Origin of the sequence: Saccharomonospora xinjiangensis XJ-54 (assembly GCF_000258175.1) — a bacterium.
In the GTDB taxonomy this organism is placed as follows: Bacteria; Actinomycetota; Actinomycetes; order Mycobacteriales; family Pseudonocardiaceae; genus Saccharomonospora; species Saccharomonospora xinjiangensis.
The window spans coordinates 842979-859353 of the sequence record NZ_JH636049.1; the positions used below are offsets into that span (position 1 = coordinate 842979).

Annotated in this window: 20 protein-coding genes; 9 read left to right on the top strand and 11 right to left on the bottom strand. The window is 69.4% G+C overall.

Annotation, left to right across the window (positions count from 1 at the left end):
* The first annotated feature begins 1 nt into the window (after window position 1).
* On the top strand, window positions 2–1126 hold the full coding sequence (locus SACXIDRAFT_RS03215; protein ID WP_006237036.1) for a glycerate kinase: 1125 nt from the start codon (window positions 2–4) through the stop codon (window positions 1124–1126).
* A gap of 42 nt (window positions 1127–1168) precedes the next feature.
* Here the strand turns inward: SACXIDRAFT_RS03215 and SACXIDRAFT_RS03220 are convergent, their stop codons facing one another.
* The 4 genes from SACXIDRAFT_RS03220 to SACXIDRAFT_RS03235 all read right to left on the bottom strand — a co-directional run bounded on the left by SACXIDRAFT_RS03220 (window position 1169) and on the right by SACXIDRAFT_RS03235 (window position 4049).
* Window positions 1169–2353, bottom strand: coding sequence for a zinc-dependent alcohol dehydrogenase (locus tag SACXIDRAFT_RS03220; RefSeq protein ID WP_006237037.1), 1185 nt, complete (start codon window positions 2351–2353; stop codon window positions 1169–1171).
* A gap of 93 nt (window positions 2354–2446) precedes the next feature.
* Complete coding sequence (locus SACXIDRAFT_RS03225; protein WP_040922433.1) at window positions 2447–2740, bottom strand: HesB/IscA family protein; 294 nt, start codon at window positions 2738–2740, stop codon at window positions 2447–2449.
* 85 nt (window positions 2741–2825) lie between these two features.
* A complete protein-coding gene (locus SACXIDRAFT_RS03230; RefSeq protein ID WP_006237039.1) occupies window positions 2826–3479 on the bottom strand; it encodes a UdgX family uracil-DNA binding protein in 654 nt (217 codons plus the stop codon).
* A gap of 75 nt (window positions 3480–3554) precedes the next feature.
* Window positions 3555–4049, bottom strand: coding sequence for a hypothetical protein (locus tag SACXIDRAFT_RS03235; protein WP_006237040.1), 495 nt, complete (start codon window positions 4047–4049; stop codon window positions 3555–3557).
* A gap of 244 nt (window positions 4050–4293) precedes the next feature.
* Between SACXIDRAFT_RS03235 and SACXIDRAFT_RS03240 the strand changes: the two genes are divergently transcribed.
* The 3 genes from SACXIDRAFT_RS03240 to SACXIDRAFT_RS03250 all read left to right on the top strand — a co-directional run bounded on the left by SACXIDRAFT_RS03240 (window position 4294) and on the right by SACXIDRAFT_RS03250 (window position 5450).
* Window positions 4294–4716 carry an STAS domain-containing protein gene (locus tag SACXIDRAFT_RS03240; RefSeq protein WP_040922434.1) on the top strand — a complete coding sequence of 141 codons (423 nt, stop codon included), beginning with the start codon at window positions 4294–4296 and terminating at the stop codon, window positions 4714–4716.
* Window positions 4717–4806: 90 nt separating this feature from the next.
* Window positions 4807–5151 (top strand): YidH family protein, encoded by a 345-nt coding sequence (locus SACXIDRAFT_RS03245; protein WP_040922435.1) that lies wholly within the window; start codon window positions 4807–4809, stop codon window positions 5149–5151.
* Window positions 5148–5450, top strand: coding sequence for a DUF202 domain-containing protein (locus SACXIDRAFT_RS03250; protein WP_006237043.1), 303 nt, complete (start codon window positions 5148–5150; stop codon window positions 5448–5450). Before SACXIDRAFT_RS03245 ends, SACXIDRAFT_RS03250 begins: the two co-directional genes overlap by 4 nt.
* Window positions 5451–5504: 54 nt before the next feature.
* On the opposite strand, the gene SACXIDRAFT_RS03255 is transcribed toward SACXIDRAFT_RS03250, so the two are convergent.
* The 3 genes from SACXIDRAFT_RS03255 to SACXIDRAFT_RS03265 form a co-directional block, all read right to left on the bottom strand.
* Window positions 5505–6488 (bottom strand): TIGR03557 family F420-dependent LLM class oxidoreductase, encoded by a 984-nt coding sequence (locus SACXIDRAFT_RS03255; RefSeq protein ID WP_006237044.1) that lies wholly within the window; start codon window positions 6486–6488, stop codon window positions 5505–5507.
* A 51-nt stretch (window positions 6489–6539) separates the two neighbouring features.
* Complete coding sequence (locus SACXIDRAFT_RS03260) at window positions 6540–6836, bottom strand: WhiB family transcriptional regulator (RefSeq protein WP_005444655.1); 297 nt, start codon at window positions 6834–6836, stop codon at window positions 6540–6542.
* A gap of 198 nt (window positions 6837–7034) precedes the next feature.
* A complete protein-coding gene (locus SACXIDRAFT_RS03265; protein WP_006237045.1) occupies window positions 7035–7217 on the bottom strand; it encodes an Rv3202a family protein in 183 nt (60 codons plus the stop codon).
* A gap of 151 nt (window positions 7218–7368) precedes the next feature.
* Here SACXIDRAFT_RS03265 and SACXIDRAFT_RS03270 point away from each other — a divergent pair, with 151 nt between their 5' ends.
* Window positions 7369–8556, top strand: a complete 1188-nt coding sequence (locus tag SACXIDRAFT_RS03270; RefSeq protein WP_006237046.1) for a saccharopine dehydrogenase family protein — start codon at window positions 7369–7371, stop codon at window positions 8554–8556.
* Window positions 8557–8566: 10 nt separating this feature from the next.
* On the opposite strand, the gene hemW is transcribed toward SACXIDRAFT_RS03270, so the two are convergent.
* From hemW to SACXIDRAFT_RS03290, 4 genes are read right to left on the bottom strand one after another with little or no spacing between them, the layout of a single operon-like run.
* The gene (gene hemW / locus SACXIDRAFT_RS03275) at window positions 8567–9763 is read right to left on the bottom strand and encodes a radical SAM family heme chaperone HemW (RefSeq protein ID WP_006237047.1); all 1197 of its coding nucleotides are present in this window, start codon (window positions 9761–9763) and stop codon (window positions 8567–8569) included.
* 25 nt (window positions 9764–9788) lie between these two features.
* Window positions 9789–10721 (bottom strand): ArsA family ATPase, encoded by a 933-nt coding sequence (locus tag SACXIDRAFT_RS03280; RefSeq protein WP_157599634.1) that lies wholly within the window; start codon window positions 10719–10721, stop codon window positions 9789–9791.
* Window positions 10712–10984 (bottom strand): cory-CC-star protein, encoded by a 273-nt coding sequence (locus tag SACXIDRAFT_RS03285; protein WP_006237049.1) that lies wholly within the window; start codon window positions 10982–10984, stop codon window positions 10712–10714. Before SACXIDRAFT_RS03285 ends, SACXIDRAFT_RS03280 begins: the two co-directional genes overlap by 10 nt.
* Window positions 10981–12705, bottom strand: coding sequence for a carbon starvation CstA family protein (locus SACXIDRAFT_RS03290; RefSeq protein WP_006237050.1), 1725 nt, complete (start codon window positions 12703–12705; stop codon window positions 10981–10983). The genes SACXIDRAFT_RS03285 and SACXIDRAFT_RS03290 overlap by 4 nt, the downstream gene beginning before the upstream one ends.
* Before the next feature lie 86 nt (window positions 12706–12791).
* Between SACXIDRAFT_RS03290 and SACXIDRAFT_RS03295 the strand changes: the two genes are divergently transcribed.
* From SACXIDRAFT_RS03295 to SACXIDRAFT_RS03305, 4 genes are all read left to right on the top strand, one after another.
* Window positions 12792–13595: a hypothetical protein gene (locus tag SACXIDRAFT_RS03295; protein WP_006237051.1), complete on the top strand. Its 804-nt coding sequence runs from the start codon at window positions 12792–12794 to the stop codon at window positions 13593–13595.
* A gap of 197 nt (window positions 13596–13792) precedes the next feature.
* Window positions 13793–15475, top strand: coding sequence for a nitrite/sulfite reductase (locus SACXIDRAFT_RS03300; protein WP_006237052.1), 1683 nt, complete (start codon window positions 13793–13795; stop codon window positions 15473–15475).
* Complete coding sequence (locus SACXIDRAFT_RS23495) at window positions 15472–15651, top strand: hypothetical protein (protein WP_006237053.1); 180 nt, start codon at window positions 15472–15474, stop codon at window positions 15649–15651. The genes SACXIDRAFT_RS03300 and SACXIDRAFT_RS23495 overlap by 4 nt, the downstream gene beginning before the upstream one ends.
* Window positions 15648–16352, top strand: coding sequence for a phosphoadenylyl-sulfate reductase (locus SACXIDRAFT_RS03305; RefSeq protein WP_006237054.1), 705 nt, complete (start codon window positions 15648–15650; stop codon window positions 16350–16352). Before SACXIDRAFT_RS23495 ends, SACXIDRAFT_RS03305 begins: the two co-directional genes overlap by 4 nt.
* Window positions 16353–16375 lie beyond the last annotated feature (23 nt).

Below are 16375 nucleotides of genomic sequence, written 5' to 3' on the forward strand. Positions count from 1 at the left end.
CGTGCACGTCGTCGTCGCTCCCGACAAGTTCAAGGGCTGCCTCACCGCGGTCGAGGCGGCCGACGCCATGGCCGCCGGTGTCCGCGACGCCGCAGGGGACGCGCGAATCGATCGCTGCCCCGTGGCCGACGGTGGGGAAGGCACCCTCGACGTCCTTGTCGCCTCGGGCGGCCGCAGGGTGGACGTGGAGGTCACCGGACCGCTGTCGCGGCCGGTCGCCGCACGGTACGTGGTTCTGGGCGGAAGTGCCTACGTGGAGTCGGCGAGCGCGTGCGGTATCTCCTACGTCGAGCCGTCCGCGCGGACAGCCCTGCTCACCCACACCCAGGGCGTCGGCGAGCTGATCCGGCACGCGGTCGAGGGCGGTGCTCGCGGCGTGGTGCTGACAGTCGGCGGCACGGCGAGCACCGACGGCGGCGCCGGAATGCTGCGGGCGCTCGGGGCCACCGTCCACGACGCGCGGGGCAACCCGGTTCCGCTCGGTGGCGGGGCTCTGACCTCGGTCGCCACCGTGGACCTCACAGCGGCGCGGCGGCTGCTCGACGGCATCGAGTTCAGGGTGGCGACCGACGTCACCAATCCGCTGCTCGGCCGCGACGGCGCCGCGGCCGTGTTCGGCCCGCAGAAGGGTGCTGGGCCCCGCGAGGTGGAGCATCTCGAAACGGGGCTGCGCACGTGCGCCGACGCGTTGCTGCGGGCAGGGGGGCGCGACATAGCCGCCGTCCCCGGATCAGGCGCGGGCGGGGGTGTCGCGGGAGCAGCCATGACGATCGGCGCCCAGGTGGAGTCGGGCTTCGACCTCGTCGCGTCCCTCACGGGCATCGACGACGCCGTCCGCGGCGCCGATCTCGTCATCACGGGCGAAGGGTCGCTGGACGCCCAGAGCCTCGCGGGAAAGGCTCCCGCCGGGGTCGCCGACCGCGCACACGGAGCAGGAGTGCCGGTCGCCGTTGTCGCGGGGCGGATCACGCTCTCCCCCGCCGACCTCGCCGAAGCGGGATTCACGGCCTGGCGTGCCCTCGTTGACCAGGCCACCTCGAAGGAAGACTCCCTGCGCAGAGCCGCCGAACTGCTGCGGGAGGCGACAGCGGCGATCGTCGGTGACCGCATAGCACAGAGCCCCTGACGCATCCGCCTGTCCGGCTCGCGACGCGACTCTGTCAGGAGCTCAGGGCGCAAGCACGATCTTGATGGCGCCGTCCCGCTTCTTCTGGAACATGTCGTAGGCGTCGGGCGCCTCGGACAGCGGCAGGTGATGCGTGGCGAGATCCTCCACCCCGAGCGGATCAGCGTCATCGCTGACCAACGGCAGCACATCGTCGATCCACGCCCGCACGTTCGCCTGGCCCATGCGGAGCTGGACCTGCTTGTCGAACAACGTCATCATCGGCATCGGGTCGAGCATCCCACCGTACACACCGGACAGTGAGATGGTGCCGCCTCTGCGGACAGCGTCGATGGCGAGATAGAGCGCGGAGAGCCGGTCCACCGCGGCCTTCTCCACGACCCTCGCCGCGATCGGACTCGGCAACAGTGTCGCCAGCTGCTGAGCCAGCCCCGTGACCGGCGCCCCGTGCGCCTCCATGCCCACGGCGTCCACGACGGAGTCGGCACCCCGTCCGTCGGTGCGGTCGCGCACCGCGTCCGCCACATGCTTGTACTGGCGCAGATCGATGGTGTCAACGCCGTACCGTCTGGCCAGTTCGAGGCGCTCGTCAACGAGATCGACACCGATCACCCTGCCCGCGCCCCGATGCCGGGCGATGCGCGCGCACATCTGCCCGATCGGCCCGAGTCCCAGGATCAGCACCGAACCGCCGGGAGGGACGGCGGCGTATTCCACGGCCTGCCACGAGGTGGGCACCACGTCGGACAGGTAGAGGAAGCGATCGTCTGAAGGGCCGTCCGGCACCTTGATCGGACCGTAATCCGCGAACGGTATCCGCAGCCGCTCGGCCTGACCGCCCGGTACCTGCCCGTAGAGTTTGGTGTAGCCGAAGAGGGCCGCACCTTTGCCGTGTTCGGTCACCTGCGTGGTCTCGCACTGCGATTGCAGGTTCCGGTCGCAGTAGAAGCAGTGTCCACATGAGACGTTGAAGGGGACGACGACCCTGTCCCCCGGCTTGAGGTTCTCCACCTCGGCGCCGACCTCTTCGACGATGCCCATCGGTTCGTGGCCAAGGATGTCTCCCGGTTCGAGGAACGCACCGAGCACCTCGTACAGGTGCAGATCCGATCCACAGATTCCCGTGGAGGTCACCCTGATCACCGCGTCGGTGGGTTTCTCGATCTTCGGGTCAGGTACCTCCTCGACCCGGACGTTGCGCTTGCCCTGCCAGGTCACGGCTTTCATCGCTGGTCCGTCTCCCTCGTCCGCGCACACGGGTCATCGGTGGTCGCCGGTGTCTCGACGCGGCGTACCACCGATGACCCGTGATCAAACGGATCAGCCTGCTTGCGGCATGACGGCGAAGTTGAGCTGTCCCTCGTCGTCCTGCTGGATGTCGAGCACCTTGTCGTCGAGGAACGTCGCCGCCTGAGGTTCGAGAAAGACCCTGGCTCCGCTGTCCGTGCCGAGGACCTGATCGCCCTCCTCGGGAGCCGGGGCGATCGACAGCGCGAGCTGCGCGCCGGCCTCGGTCTCCTCCCGCACCGCGAAACGCAGGCCCGCGGAGTCCTGGCCATCCTGTGCGGTCAGAGCGCTGATCGCCTCGGCGGCCGCGTCGGTCATGGCGAGCATGTCGGTGTTCCCTTCGTTCGCGTACAGCTCCCACTCCCACCGTAGGGGCATCGACCCGGACACGCCGCTCGCGCGCTCACCGCGCTCACCGCGCCGTGCGGCGCGAAGCGGCCTTCGCCACCACGGCGAGATCGGCGACGAGACCGGCATAGGCGCTGTCGCGTTCGGAATCCCGTGCGCGCAGCACTGCCGAGGGGTGGACGGTCGCCACGGCGAGCGGCAGATCGGGCGGCCCCGGCAACTCCAGTACCTCTCCGCGCCGGGAACTGACCCGGAAGTCCTTGCCGAACAACGACTGCGCCGCCGTGGCACCGAGAGCGACCACGACATCGGGCTTGACGGTGTCGAGTTCGGCCAGCAGCCACGGTCTGCACGCCACGATCTGCGACCGCGACGGCTTCTTGTGTATGCGCCTGCTCGCACGGTCGTCCCGGGTGAAGCGGAAGTGTTTGACGGCGTTGGTCACGTACACGTCGTCCCGGTCGATGCCGGCATCGGCGAGCGCGCGGTCGAGCAGCCCACCCGCAGGGCCGACGAAGGGCCTTCCCTCACGGTCCTCGCGATCGCCGGGTACCTCTCCGACCATGACGAGCCGGGCGCGGACGGAGCCCTCGCCGAAGACCGTCTGTGTCGCTTCGGCATACAGATCGCAGCCCCGGCAATCTGCCGACGCTTCGCGTAGTGCGCTCAGATCTCGCTCACGCGGGAGGAATCTCTGTGCCCCCTCGTACGCGACCACACCTCGTCACCACGCTCTCGTCCGCTGGACGACACGTTCTCCGCTCACGCACAGGGCGCCCCTTGGCCAGAGGCATCAACCGCGCCCGCCACCATCCTCGTCGTCCGGAGTCCGGATCACGTCGGGCTCTCCCGCCTCGTCCACCTCGTCGGCGTTCTGTCCACGCCGCACAGCGGGAGTATCCGGTTCTTCGTGCGGCCGGGCCGGCCGAACGTCCTCGGTGACGTAGTCCACGGTCGCCTCCACGGCGTCCTCGGGACCGTTCTCGGCTCCGCCGCCGGGGCCGAAGTCGAGGTCCTCCTCACGCGCTTCGGATTCGCCGACGTCGGGCCGTTCCTGCGACACTCGCTGATCCAGTGTCTCGCCGTGACGTTGCTCGAACGGTGTCGTGGCGTAGCGTTCTGCCACGCTCCAGTGCTCGGGAGGCTCGACTCCCTCCTCCAGCGGATCGACACGCAACCTGTCCTCGTCCAGATCCTCGGCACTGCTCAACGCGGCCGGGTCGGTCTCGACGCTGTCCGGCATCCCGGTGTCCTGCGGAGGAGTCACCGGTTCGCTGCCATCGCTCATCGACACTCTCCCTGTGTTCGCGAGCTAGGCGCCTACCCATCCGGGGACGATCACAAACCCGATGCGGCGAGCCTGTGAGCAGAACGGGAAAAGGTTGCGCTGCAGGTGGCGCGCTTCCTACGGTAGGAAGGGCGGTGGAGCTTCAGCCGCAAACCACGGCAGGACGTCGGGGATGCCCGTGCAAGCCATCGCGGATCGCGAATCCTGCCTGTGCGCTCTGTCCGAACGCTACGGAGGGACAACAGTGCGTAGCACCGACCCGAACACCCTGGCCTCCCAATCGACGTCGGCCGCGCAGCCACGGTCGCTGGACAGTCATGGCATGCGTATCGACGCAGAACGGCGGCAGGGCGATGTGGTGCTCGCGCACGTCTCCGGCGAGGTCGATCTGCTTTCCGCACCGGAACTGCGGCAGTGGGTCAAGCAGAACGTCACCGCGCCGAGCGCCCTCGTGCTCGACCTCGACGGCGTCGGTTTCCTCGGCTCGGCGGGATTGTCCGTGCTGGCCGAACTGTCGGAACAGGCCGCGCACGACACGTTGACGTGGGCGATCGTGGCGACGAAACGCGTCGTCCTCCGTCCGCTGGAGGCCACGGGCCTCGTCGCGCAGATGCCCGTGTACGAGAACATCGACGACGCCGTGCAGGCCGTGGCCGGGGACAAGTGACGCCGCGCCCGAGACCACACCTGACGAGCAGGGCGTTCGTGGCTTCCGGCTTCCGCCGTGCGGGCGCGTGAACCCGATCCTCGCGACGGCGTGACGGACGATCGCGAGGAGATCGAACCGGACTATCGGTTCACCCTCGCCAACGAACGCACCTTTCTGGCGTGGATTCGCACGTCGCTCGGGCTTGTCGCGGGTGGGGTCGCGGTGCATCAACTGGTGCCGGGACTGGCCACCGCCACCGCGCGCACGCTGCTCGCCGCATTGTGCATCGGTCTCGCCACCCTGCTCGCCGCCCTCGCCTACCCGCGCTGGTGGCGAATCCAGCGCGCCATGCGACGCCGCGAACCGCTTCCCCGCAGCCCGCTGCTACCCGTCGTGTCGGCGGTCGTGCTCGTGATCACCGTCGTCGCGGCCGTTCTGGTGGTGAAGGGGTGACCGAGGAGCGTGGCCTGCCGTCCGAACGCACCGGGCTCGCGTGGCAGCGCAGCGCCCTCGGCGCAGGGGCGGTGTCGTTGTTGCTGCTCTACCACACGGCGCACACGGGCTGGAGTGAGCTGACCGCGGCCTCCGCGTGCACCGCCGTCGCCGCGGTCGTGCTGGCCACGGCAGGCGCGAGGAGGGACCGCGATCTCCGCCGCGCCGTTCCTCCTGCGGCGCCGAAGGCGACGCTGGCCGTCGTCGCGGTGCTGGTGACGACGGCGGCGGTGCTCGCGTTGGCGGCCTTGCCGTGGTGAGGGCACCGTCAACGACGGTCGGCCAAGGGTGATCCCGTTCCCGCCTGCGGGGGCTCAGTGCGCGGACGTCTCGCGCAGCGCTGGTAACAACTCCCGCTCGGCCGCGTCGAGGAAAGATTCCTGATGCTCGCCACCGATCTGGACGAGCGCGAGATCGGTGAAACCGGCGTCGAAGAACGGTTTGGCCGCGTCCACGACCCGCTCGACATCCGCCCCGCACGGGATCGAGGCGGCGACATCACCGAGGGTCACGAATTGCGTGGCCGCGGCGAACGCCTGCGTTCCCGGGAGTTCGGCATTGACCTTCCATCCTCCGGCGAACCACCGGAACTGGTCGTGCGCACGCGCCACGGCGGCGTCGGCGTCGGTGTCCCAGCACAGCGGCAGCTGGGCGATCTTGCGGGAGTCGTCGGCGTTCGCCGACACGCGCACCTCGTCCCAGAACGAGCACAGCCGGGGTTCTGGTTGCACGGCGATCATCGCGTCGGCCAGCGGAGCGAATCGCCGTATCGACTGGTCACCCGAGACCGCCGCGCCGATCGGCGGGCGCAGGTCAGGCAGGTCCCACAGCTTCGCCGAATCGACGCGATAGTGCTCACCGGAGAAGTTCGTGTAGCCCCCGTCGAACAGGTCGTTGATGATGCGGATCGCCTCGGCCAGCATGTCGTGGCGCACGTTCACCGGGGGCCAGCCCCGCCCCACCACGTGCTCGTTGAGATTCTCCCCCGCCCCGAGGCCGAGCAGGAACCGTCCCTCGGACAGCAACTGGACGGTGGCGGCCTTCTGCGCGACCACAGCGGGGTGGTAGCGCATGATGGGACAGGTCACGTAGGTCATCAACTCCACGCGCTCGGTCGCCTGCGCCACCGCGCCGAGCACGCTCCAGGCGTACGGGGCGTGCCCCTGCGAATCGAGCCACGGCGAGTAGTGGTCGCTCATCACCGCGAAGTCGAAGCCGGCCAGCTCGGCGCGGACGGCATGCTCGACAAGAGCGCGCGGACCTGCCTGTTCGGTCAGCAATGTATACCCCAGCCGCACCCGGCTCTCCTTCCCGACAGCGACGACGATCGGCACGGAAGACGGGGAGAGTCAGGCCGTCGGCTGGAGCTTCTTCCTGCGCGCGATCGCCTCTCGGCGTTCGGTCTCGTCGAGTCCCCCCCAGACGCCGAAGGGTTCCTGCACCGTCAAGGCGTGGTGCCTGCACTGCACGATCACCGGGCAGGTACGGCAGATCTCCTTCGCCCTCGCGACGCGGTCGGCGCGCGCGAAACCGCGTTCTCCGTCAGGATGAAAGAACACGGAGCTGTCGAGATTCCGGCAATTGCCGTGTCGCTGCCACTCCCAGACCTCGGCGACAGGGGTGGGCAGGCGAGACGTGTCGGCCATCGGTGGTGTCACCTCCGTGCTCGTGGAACCGCGTCAGTGCTGTCGGTGCCGTCAGTGCTGCTGTGCTGGCGCCGGCCTTGACAGTCCCCAGCGGTCTCCGTGGTTCCCGTGATCTCGGTTGTCTCTGCTGGCTCGGTTTTCTCTGCGGTCTCTGCGGTCTCGGGGGGCCGTTTACCCCGGTTGCGAGAACCTCACACCTCAGGTACTCGGACGAAAGTCGTCGTCCTCGTCGTACGGCACGGGCGCGGCCTGCTCTGCCACGTCTGCGGGATTCGCCTCCATCGGCACCCGCGTCTCCACGGGGAGATCGGCTGTCTCGACGGCGGGGAGCTGCTGCTCGGTGACGTCAGCCTCGGGCGCGAGGTCGTGGTTCTCCGTCATGATCGAGCAGGTACCCCGGGCCCGGCTCTTTCAATCGGCCGTCCGTCGCAGCGCCGCACGTCCGATGAGCTTGACTCTGGTCACCTGTGCCGTGGAGTGCCGCTCCGGCGTGTTACGCATAGAACACGCCCCGAGACTACGGAGGGACACCATGGCCGAGCGCGAGTACGACCTCGTTCTCTTCGGGGGAACGGGATTCACCGGCGGCTTGACTGCGGAGTACCTTGCGGCCCACGCCACTCTCGGGTGCCGCTGGGCTCTCGCCGGACGCGACCCGGCCAAGCTCGAACGGCTGCGACAGCGCCTCGCGCGCATCAACCCCGACCTGGAGGACCTCCCGCTGATCGAGGCCGACGTGACCGACAGCGGATCACTGCGGCGGCTGGTCGAGTCCACCCGCGTGGTGATCACCACGGTCGGCCCCTACCTGCACTACGGCGAGCCGCTCGTGGCGGCCTGCGCCGCAGGCGGCACCGACTACGTGGATCTCACGGGCGAGCCGGAGTTCGTGGACCGCATGTACCTGGCCCACCACGAGACCGCGCGCAGGACAGGGGCGCGGATCGTGCACGCCTGCGGCTTCGACTCCGTGCCCTACGACCTCGGCGTCTACTTCACCGTGCAGCATCTGCCGAAGGGTGTCCCGCTGACCGTGGAGGGCCAGGTACGGGCGCATGCGGAGTTCTCGGGAGGCACCTATGCCTCGCTGCTCACCGCACTCTCAAGGCCCACGCGGATGGCGCGCGCGGCGCGGCGGCGCCGCGAGGTCGAGCCACGGCCGGAGAACCGCCGCGTCCACCTGCCGAACGGGCCGCTGTACCGCGACAGGGAGACCGGCCGCTGGCAGGTGCCGCTGCCGACCATCGACCCGCGGATCGTCGGTTTCTCGGCCGCCGCACTCGACCGCTACGGCCCCGACTTCACCTACCGCCACTACGCGTCCGTCAAGCGGCTTCCGACGATCGCCGCCGCAGCGCTCGGGCTGGTGCTGCTCGGCGTCCTCGCCCAGATCCCGCCCGCGCGCAGAGCGCTCGGCACCCTCCGCAAGCCCGGAGAAGGCCCCAGCGCCCAGCGCCGCCTTCGGTCGTGGTTCACCGTGCGGTTCGTCGGTGAGGGCGGCGGCGAGCGCGTCGTCACCGAGTTCGCAGGCGGCGACCCCGGATACGACGAAACGGCGAAGATGCTCGCGGAGTCGGCCTTGTGCCTTGCCTTCGACCAGCTCCCGGCCACGTCGGGCCAGGTCACCACGGCAGCGGCGATGGGAGACGCACTGCTCAACCGGCTCGCCAGTGCGGGCATGACGATCCGGGTCGTCCGGCGCTGCCGTCCCGATCGCTGACGCGCAGGCGCTACACCACGAGACGGCGGACCACGGCGTCGGCGAGCAGCCTGCCCCGGTCGGTGAGCACGGCCCTGCCCTTCGCAGCGGCAGCGCGATCGAGCAGACCGTCGGACACGGCCCGTTCCGCCTGCCGCAGACCGTCGCCGTCGAGCGCGTCCAGCGGAAGTCCCTCGGCGAGGCGCAGTTCGAGCATCACCCGCTCCAGCTTCCGGTCGTCGCCGGTCAGGCGTTCCTGTCCCGCCACGGGGAGGTGACCCTGCGCGAGCACGGACGAGTACCTCGCCGGGTGCTTGGCGTTCCACCATCGCACTCCGCCGACGTGGCTGTGCGCGCCGGGACCGGCTCCCCACCAGTCACCGCCGAGCCAGTAGCCGAGGTTGTGGCGGCACTGCGCCGCCTCGGACGCCGCCCAGTTGGACACCTCGTACCAGCGCAGTCCCGCGGCCGAGAGCATCGAGTCGATCAGTTCGTAATCCTCGGCGAGCACATCGTCGTCGGGTGGGGGCAGCTCTCCCCTGCGCACGCGGCGAGCCAGCGCCGTGCCTTCCTCGACGATCAGCGCGTACGCCGACACATGATCCACACCGGCGTCGAGCACCGCCTCGACGGACGCCCGCAGATCGGAGGTGCGCTCGCCGGGCGTTCCGTAGATGAGGTCGAGGTTCACATGCTCGAACCCCGCGTCGCGCGCCTCGGCGACGGCACGGGTCGGCCGCCCCGGCGTGTGCACGCGGTCGAGCACCGTCAGCACGTGCCGGGCCGTGGACTGCATGCCCAGCGAGACGCGCGTATACCCGGCCTCACGCAGCCCGGCGAAGAACTCCGGCGACGTGGATTCGGGGTTCGACTCGGTGGTCACCTCGGCTCCCGGTGCGAGCCCGAACGACGATCGCACGGCGTCCAGCACGTGCCCGAGGCCGCCCGCGCCGAGCAGTGACGGGGTGCCGCCGCCGACGAACACCGTGTCGGCGGGCGGGGCCGCGCCGAGCAGCTTCGCGGCGAGGTCGAGTTCCCTGCGGAGACCGTCGAGCCAGGACTCGGGTGAGGCGGCCGATCCCAGTTCGCCCGCCGTGTAGGTGTTGAAGTCGCAGTACCCGCAGCGGGTCGCGCAGAACGGAACGTGCACGTACACGCCGAACGGGCGGCTGCCCACTCCCCTCAGCGCGTCGGGAGGAAGGACGAACGGAACCGGCGACTCATCCACACCGCCCAGTGTCGCACCCGGTGGGTCACCCCAGGTCGGCGGCGTCGAGCAGGTCCGCGAGCGCGGCGAGTTCGCCGACACCGGTCAGGGCACCGGCGAGCAGTGGCAGCCGCACCACGGTCTCGCCGGGGAAGTGCCGCTCCAACTCCCGCAGCACCTCGGTCTGTTGCTCGATCCTTCGGCCGAGCAGGCCGGGGTCGTCGGGCGGAAGCACCCGGTTGACGAGCACGGCGCCGAGCCGCAGCCCCGCGTCGCCGAGCGACTCGGCAGCCCTGATCGTCTCGGCCAGCGGGAGGCGTTCGGGAACGACCACGAGATGCACCAGCGCGTCGGTGGTGAGCCGTGTGCGCATCCACTCCATCCTGTCGCGCCGGGCATGCAACCGCCGCAACAGCGGGTCGGGCTCTTGCTCGGCCGTGTCGCCGATCATGCCGGCGACGAGGCGTTCCGTTCCGGCGGCCCTGGCTCGCTGCCTGGCGAGGCCCTCGATCCACGGAGTCAGCAATGCGGGCAGCGTCAGCAAGCGCACCATGTGCCCCGTCGGGGCACTGTCCACGACGAGGGTGTCCCACCGATGTCCCACCTGTCCCACCAGGTCGGTCAGCCGGTCCAGCAGGGCGGATTCCACCGTGCCCGGACTTTCGGCGGCACGGGCGAGGTGCCGCTCCACGGCAGGCAGCACGTCGGCGGGCACCGCGTGCCGCGCGTCCTCCGCCACCTGCTCGACCCTCCGCCGCGCCTGTGCCTCCCCCGAGATCTCCGCGGCCCACAGGCCGGGCCACACCTCGACAGGGTCGTCGCCCAGCGTGCGGCCGAGCACGTCGCCGAGCGAGTGCGCCGGGTCGGTGGATACCACGAGAGTGCGCTCGCGCCGCCGGGCGCGGGACAGTGCGAACGCGGCGGACAGCGTGGTCTTGCCGACACCTCCCTTACCGCCGATGAACCTGATCAACAGCACACTCCAGGGTCACCGAATCGCTCGGCGCCCATGCGCTGGTGCCAGGCGTGGACATCGGCGACGAGATACGGGAGCAGATCCAGCGTCTCGTAGGCGACGGGGTTGTCAACGCCGAGCGATTCCAGCGACACCAGCGCACGGAGGACGTCCTGCTCCCGGCGAGCCTCACGCCGCAGCCCCCGCCGCCACCGGGCGACGAACACCGCGTCGTGCGCGCGTTCGAGACGCCGCCACCCGGAGCCGATCCTTTCGAGAACACTCACCGCTCGGGCTCCGGCTCCGGCTGCGGCTCGGTCGCGGCCTCACGCGAGCGCCACGAGGAGCGCAGCGCCAGCGCGGCCTCGACGATGAGCCACAGCGCGAGCACGAAGATGATCGCGTCGAGCGGCGCGAGCACCCACTGCTCCTCCTCGACGAACGTGACGAGGTTCTCCAGCAGCGCCCAGCACGTCATCACGAGCAGGAACACCAGCGGGACGAGCACCGCGATCGGGTTACGGCGGCTCTTCGTCACCCACACGGCGATCACAGCGAGGGCGAGCCCCGCGGTGAGCTGGTTGGTGGTGCCGAACAGCTGCCACAGCACGCCGAACGTGTAACCCTTCTCGCCGCCACCCGGCAGCAACGCCATGACGAGCGGAACCACCACCGCGATGATCGTCGCTGCTGTGGCGTTGCGCGCCAGGCGCTTCGCCCCGGAGATCTCGGCGATCTCCTGGACGATGTAGCGCTGGAGACGAACCCCGGTGTCCATGGTCGTCGCGGCGAAGCTGATCACCACGATGGCGGCGAAGACGACCGCGATCGAGGCGGGAACACCGAGATTGCCCGCGAAACTCGCGACTCCGTTGACGAAGTTCGACGTCGCCCCGCCGGACGCCGTCGCGAAGTCGGCGTAGAGGGCGTCCCAGTCCGCCGTCGTCGCGACGACCCCGGCCGTGCAGGCGAGCAGGGAGGCGACGGCGAGCGAGCCCTCACCGACCGCACCGACGTAGCCGACGTACCGGCCGTCGGTCTCCTTGTCGAGCTGCTTCGACGTGGTTCCCGACGCCACAAGGCTGTGGAAACCCGAGATCGCGCCGCACGCGATCGTGATGAACAGCAGCGGGAACCAGCTCGGCGAGTCATCGGGCGTGTCGTTGACCAGCGGCGCCTTGAGGGTGTCCATCCCGACGACGATGCCGAGCCCGATGACACCCAGCGCGATGAACAACTGGTGCGAGTTGATGTAGTCGCGGGGCTGCAACAGCACCCACACCGGCAGCCGCGACGCCACGAAGGTGTACACGAACAGCAGGATCACCCAGATATTGCGCTCGGTGAGAAAACCTTCCTGCGCGGCGATTCCTTCGAGCGAGATCGGCAGCACCTGGCCGAGAGCGATCGACACATACAGGAGCACCACACCCACGATCGAGGGAAGCAGCGCCGCGCTGCGCGTGCGGTAGACATACTGCCCGATCCCGATGGCGAGGGGAATCTGGAGCAGCATCGGCAGCACGGCCTCGGGATTGGCGACGAACAGGTTCGCGATCACCACCGCGAACACGGCGTTGACCAGGGTCAGCAGGAAGAAGATGATCACCAGGAAGAGCGCTCGTGCCCGCTTGTTGACCACTTCCTTGGCCAGGGTGCCGATGCTCTTGGCCCTGTGCCGCACGGACACGGCCAGCGAACCGAAGTCATGGACCCCCGCCGCGAAGATCGTTCCCACGATGATCCACGCGAGAGCGGGACCCCAGCCCCAGTACACCCCGATGGCCGGTCCCACGATCGGCGCTGCTCCCGCCACCGACGTGAAGTGGTGTCCGAAGAGGACGTGCTTGTTCGTCGGCATGAAATCGATGTCGTCCCGCATGCTGTGCGCGGGCGTCACGAAAGCGGGGTCGAGGGCGAACACCTTCGTCGCCAGATACGCCGAGTAGTAGCGGTACCCGAGATAGAACAACACGGCCACCGACAGGGCCACGACCACAGCAGGCATACGCTCACTTCCCGAGTTTCCGTCGTCCTCGATGTGACGAGGTGGCAACGTAACAGGCCAATGACGATCTGGTAAGGGCTGAGCCGATGACCGAGTTTGTTCCGTTATGGCGCCGCGCGATCGCGGCCGAGGTGTGCTGGATCGACCACGAAGGACACCCGTGCGCGCTCGCGGCGACCCCGGTCCTCGATCAGGGCGCCCCCGCCGTCGCGCTCCCCTACTCGCGGGCCTGCCAGATCGCGGGGCTTCGCAGCGCGACCAGCGTGGCCTTCGCCGTCACGGATTCCCGATCGCTGCGCGGTGCCCGGCAGGGGCTCGTGAGCGTGGGGGTTCCCGAGATCATCGACGACCTCGACGGCGACCACTTCGCGGTGGAGCTGCTCAAACAGGAGCTGGTCAAGTACCCGCCGTCCAGGACACTGGCCGACAGCCCCCTGTTATGCAGGGAGAACTGGTGGTGGCTGCCCCGGATCATCGTACGGCTGACGCGGCGGGAACAGCCGGAGAGCACGGCACCACGGACCAATCCGGAACGGCACGCCCTCCTCGTCCGGCCCGAAGGCATCCGGCCGCGCGTCTCCGTCGTCGAGCTCACCGGGAACGACGGTGCGGACGGGGACGCCGTCCGGCTCGGCAACCTCGCCCTGCCGGATTCCGCCCCCGGCACGGCCCTGCTCTTCGGGCACGACTACTCCATGCCGGACCTGGAACGCTGGGAGAGCTGGTCGATGCTGGGCACCCTCGACGGTGACCTGCTCGGCGTCGAACGACGAACGGGCGAACCCGGTGCCCTCGCGCGGCCGTTGCGGCTTCTCGATCGGCTCCGGCGGCAACGAGCGCTGCAACGCGAGTGCGTGCGCGGCATCCGGGAGCACGAGAACCACTGGTAGGGGGCCGGTTCCCACGATGCGAACCGTCCTGGACCACATCCGAACCACGTGCGACGGTGAGCCCGTGAGATCAGCAGGTGTGTACCTCACGACGCGACACCACGTCGGCTCCCCGCGCGTGGACGACGAGCTCTGCCGTCGGTGACCGGCCTGCCGTCCCTGTCCCGACATCGACCAGCTCCGGAGGACTCCGCGACATGGCCCCAGACGCAGGCAGTGCCACCCGAACCCGGCGAACCCGAGGCGAGGGGCAGTGGGCCCTCGGCCACCGGGAGCCGCTGAACGCGAACGAACGCTCCAAAAAAGATGATTCCCCGCTGAACGTCAGGGCGCGGATCGAGAACGTCTACGCCCGCAGGGGCTTCGACACCATCGATCCCGCCGACCTGCGGGGCCGCTTTCGCTGGTACGGCCTGTACACCCAGCGCAAGGCGGGCATCGACGGCGGCAGCACGGCCACGCTCGCACCCGAGGAACTCGAAGACCGCTACTTCATGCTGCGCGTGCGCATCGACGGCGGCGTGCTGAGCACCGAGGCGCTCCGACTCCTCGGCGAGCTCTCCTCGACCTACGCCCGCGACACGGCCGACATCACCGACCGGCAGAACATCCAATACCACTGGATCCGCATCGAGGACGTCCCCACCATCTGGGCCAGGCTCGAAGCCGCAGGCCTGTCCACCACGGAGGCGTGCGGCGACAGCCCGAGGGTGATTCTCGGTTCTCCCGTCGCGGGGATCGCCGCCGACGAGGTGATCGACGGAACTCCCGCCGTCGAAGAGATCAAGCGCCGGTTCATCGGCGCCGACGAGTTCGCGAACCTCCCCCGCAAGTTCAAGACCGCCGTCTCCGGCCTTCCCGACGTCGCTCACGAGATCCACGACGTCGCGTTCGTCGGCGTCCACCACCCCGAACACGGGCCGGGTTTCGACGTGTGGGTGGGCGGAGGGCTGTCCACCAACCCCATGCTCGCCGTCCGCCTCGGCGCGTGGGTGTCGCTGGACGAGGTGCCGGACGTGTGGGCGGGCGTGGTGGGCCTGTTCCGCGACTACGGCTATCGCCGACTGAGATCCCGCGCCAGGCTCAAGTTCCTCGTCAAGGACTGGGGAGCCGCGAGGTTCCGGGAGGTCCTGGAGCGGGAGTACCTCGGACACCGCCTTCCCGACGGCCCGGCCCCCGAGACCGGTGAGCGGCCTTTCGACCATGTCGGCGTGCACCGGCAGAAGGACGGGCTCTGCTACGTCGGGGCCGCCCCCGTGGCGGGCCGGGCTTCCGGGTCGATGCTCGTCGCCGCGGCCAAGGCAGCCGAACGCGCAGGCTCGACGCGGGTCCGGCTGACACCGCAACAGAAACTGATCGTCCTCGACGTCGCCGAGTCGGAGGTGGACGGCCTGCGAACCGCTCTCGCCGAGGCTGGGCTCCACACCGATCCGTCGCCGTGGCGACGCGGTGTCATGGCCTGCACCGGCATCGAGTTCTGCAAGCTCGCGATCGTCGAGACGAAGGCGCGTGCCGCCCGGCTCGTCGCCGATCTCGAACAGCGGCTGGCGGAGATTCAGTCCGATATCGACGATCCCGTGACCGTGCACCTCAACGGCTGCCCCAACTCGTGCGCCCGCATCCAGGTCGCCGACATCGGTCTCAAAGGACAGATCGTGACCGACGCCGACGGCAAGCGGGTCGAGGGATTCCAGGTCCACCTCGGTGGCAGGCTCGGGTTCGAGGCCGGGTTCGGCCGCAAGCTGCGCGGCCACAAGGTCGTCGCGACGGAACTCGCGGGCTATGTGGAACGGCTCGTGCGTACCTACCTCGCGCAGCGCGAGCAGGGTGAGCGATTCGCACACTGGGCCGCCCGCGCCGAGGAAGCGGATCTCGCATGAGCGACCCCGGGGCCACGAGGGCCACGCCTTTCCACTGTCCCTACTGCGGCGAAGAGGAACTCCGTCCCGAAAACGGCACGGACGGCACGAACCGCGCCGCCTGGCTGTGCGAAGCCTGTAGGCGGGTCTTCGCGGTGCGGTTCGTCGGGTTGCGAATACCGGAGGTGAGTCGATGACCACGAGCGCGTCGCGGGACGCCCTCACGGCGCTGGCGGCCGAGGCGTCGGAGAGTCTGGCCGAGGCCGACGCCGGAGAGGCACTGCGCTGGGCCGTCGAGCGGTTCGGCGACGATCTCGTCGTCGCCTCGAACATGCAGGATGCCGTGCTCATCGACCTCGCGACGAAGGTGAAGCCCGACATCGACGTGCTCTTCCTCGACACCGGATACCACTTCGCCGAGACGATCGGCACCCGTGACGCGGTCGCCACCGTCTACCCGGACATCCGCATCGTCAACGCCAGGCCCGAGCTGACCGTGGCCGAGCAGGACACCGAGTACGGACCGGAACTCCACGACCGCGATCCCAATCGGTGCTGCCACCTGCGGAAGGTGGTCCCCCTGCGGCGCACCCTCGCGAGGTACTCGTGCTGGATCACCGGCGTTCGCCGCGTCGATGCGCCGACAAGGGCGGACACACCCGTCGTCATGTGGGACGACCGCAACGGTCTCGTCAAGGTCAATCCCATCGCCGCGTGGACGGACGAGCAGTTCGACGACTACCTCCAGCGGCACGGCATCCTCCAGAACCCGCTGGTCGGCGAGGGCTACCTCTCGATCGGCTGCGCACCCTGCACAGCGAAGGTCGCGCCGGGCGCCGACCCCCGCAGCGGCCGCTGGGCAGGGACGTCGAAGACCGAATGCGGTCTGCACGCCTGACGGTCACGACCCGCGAGAACTGT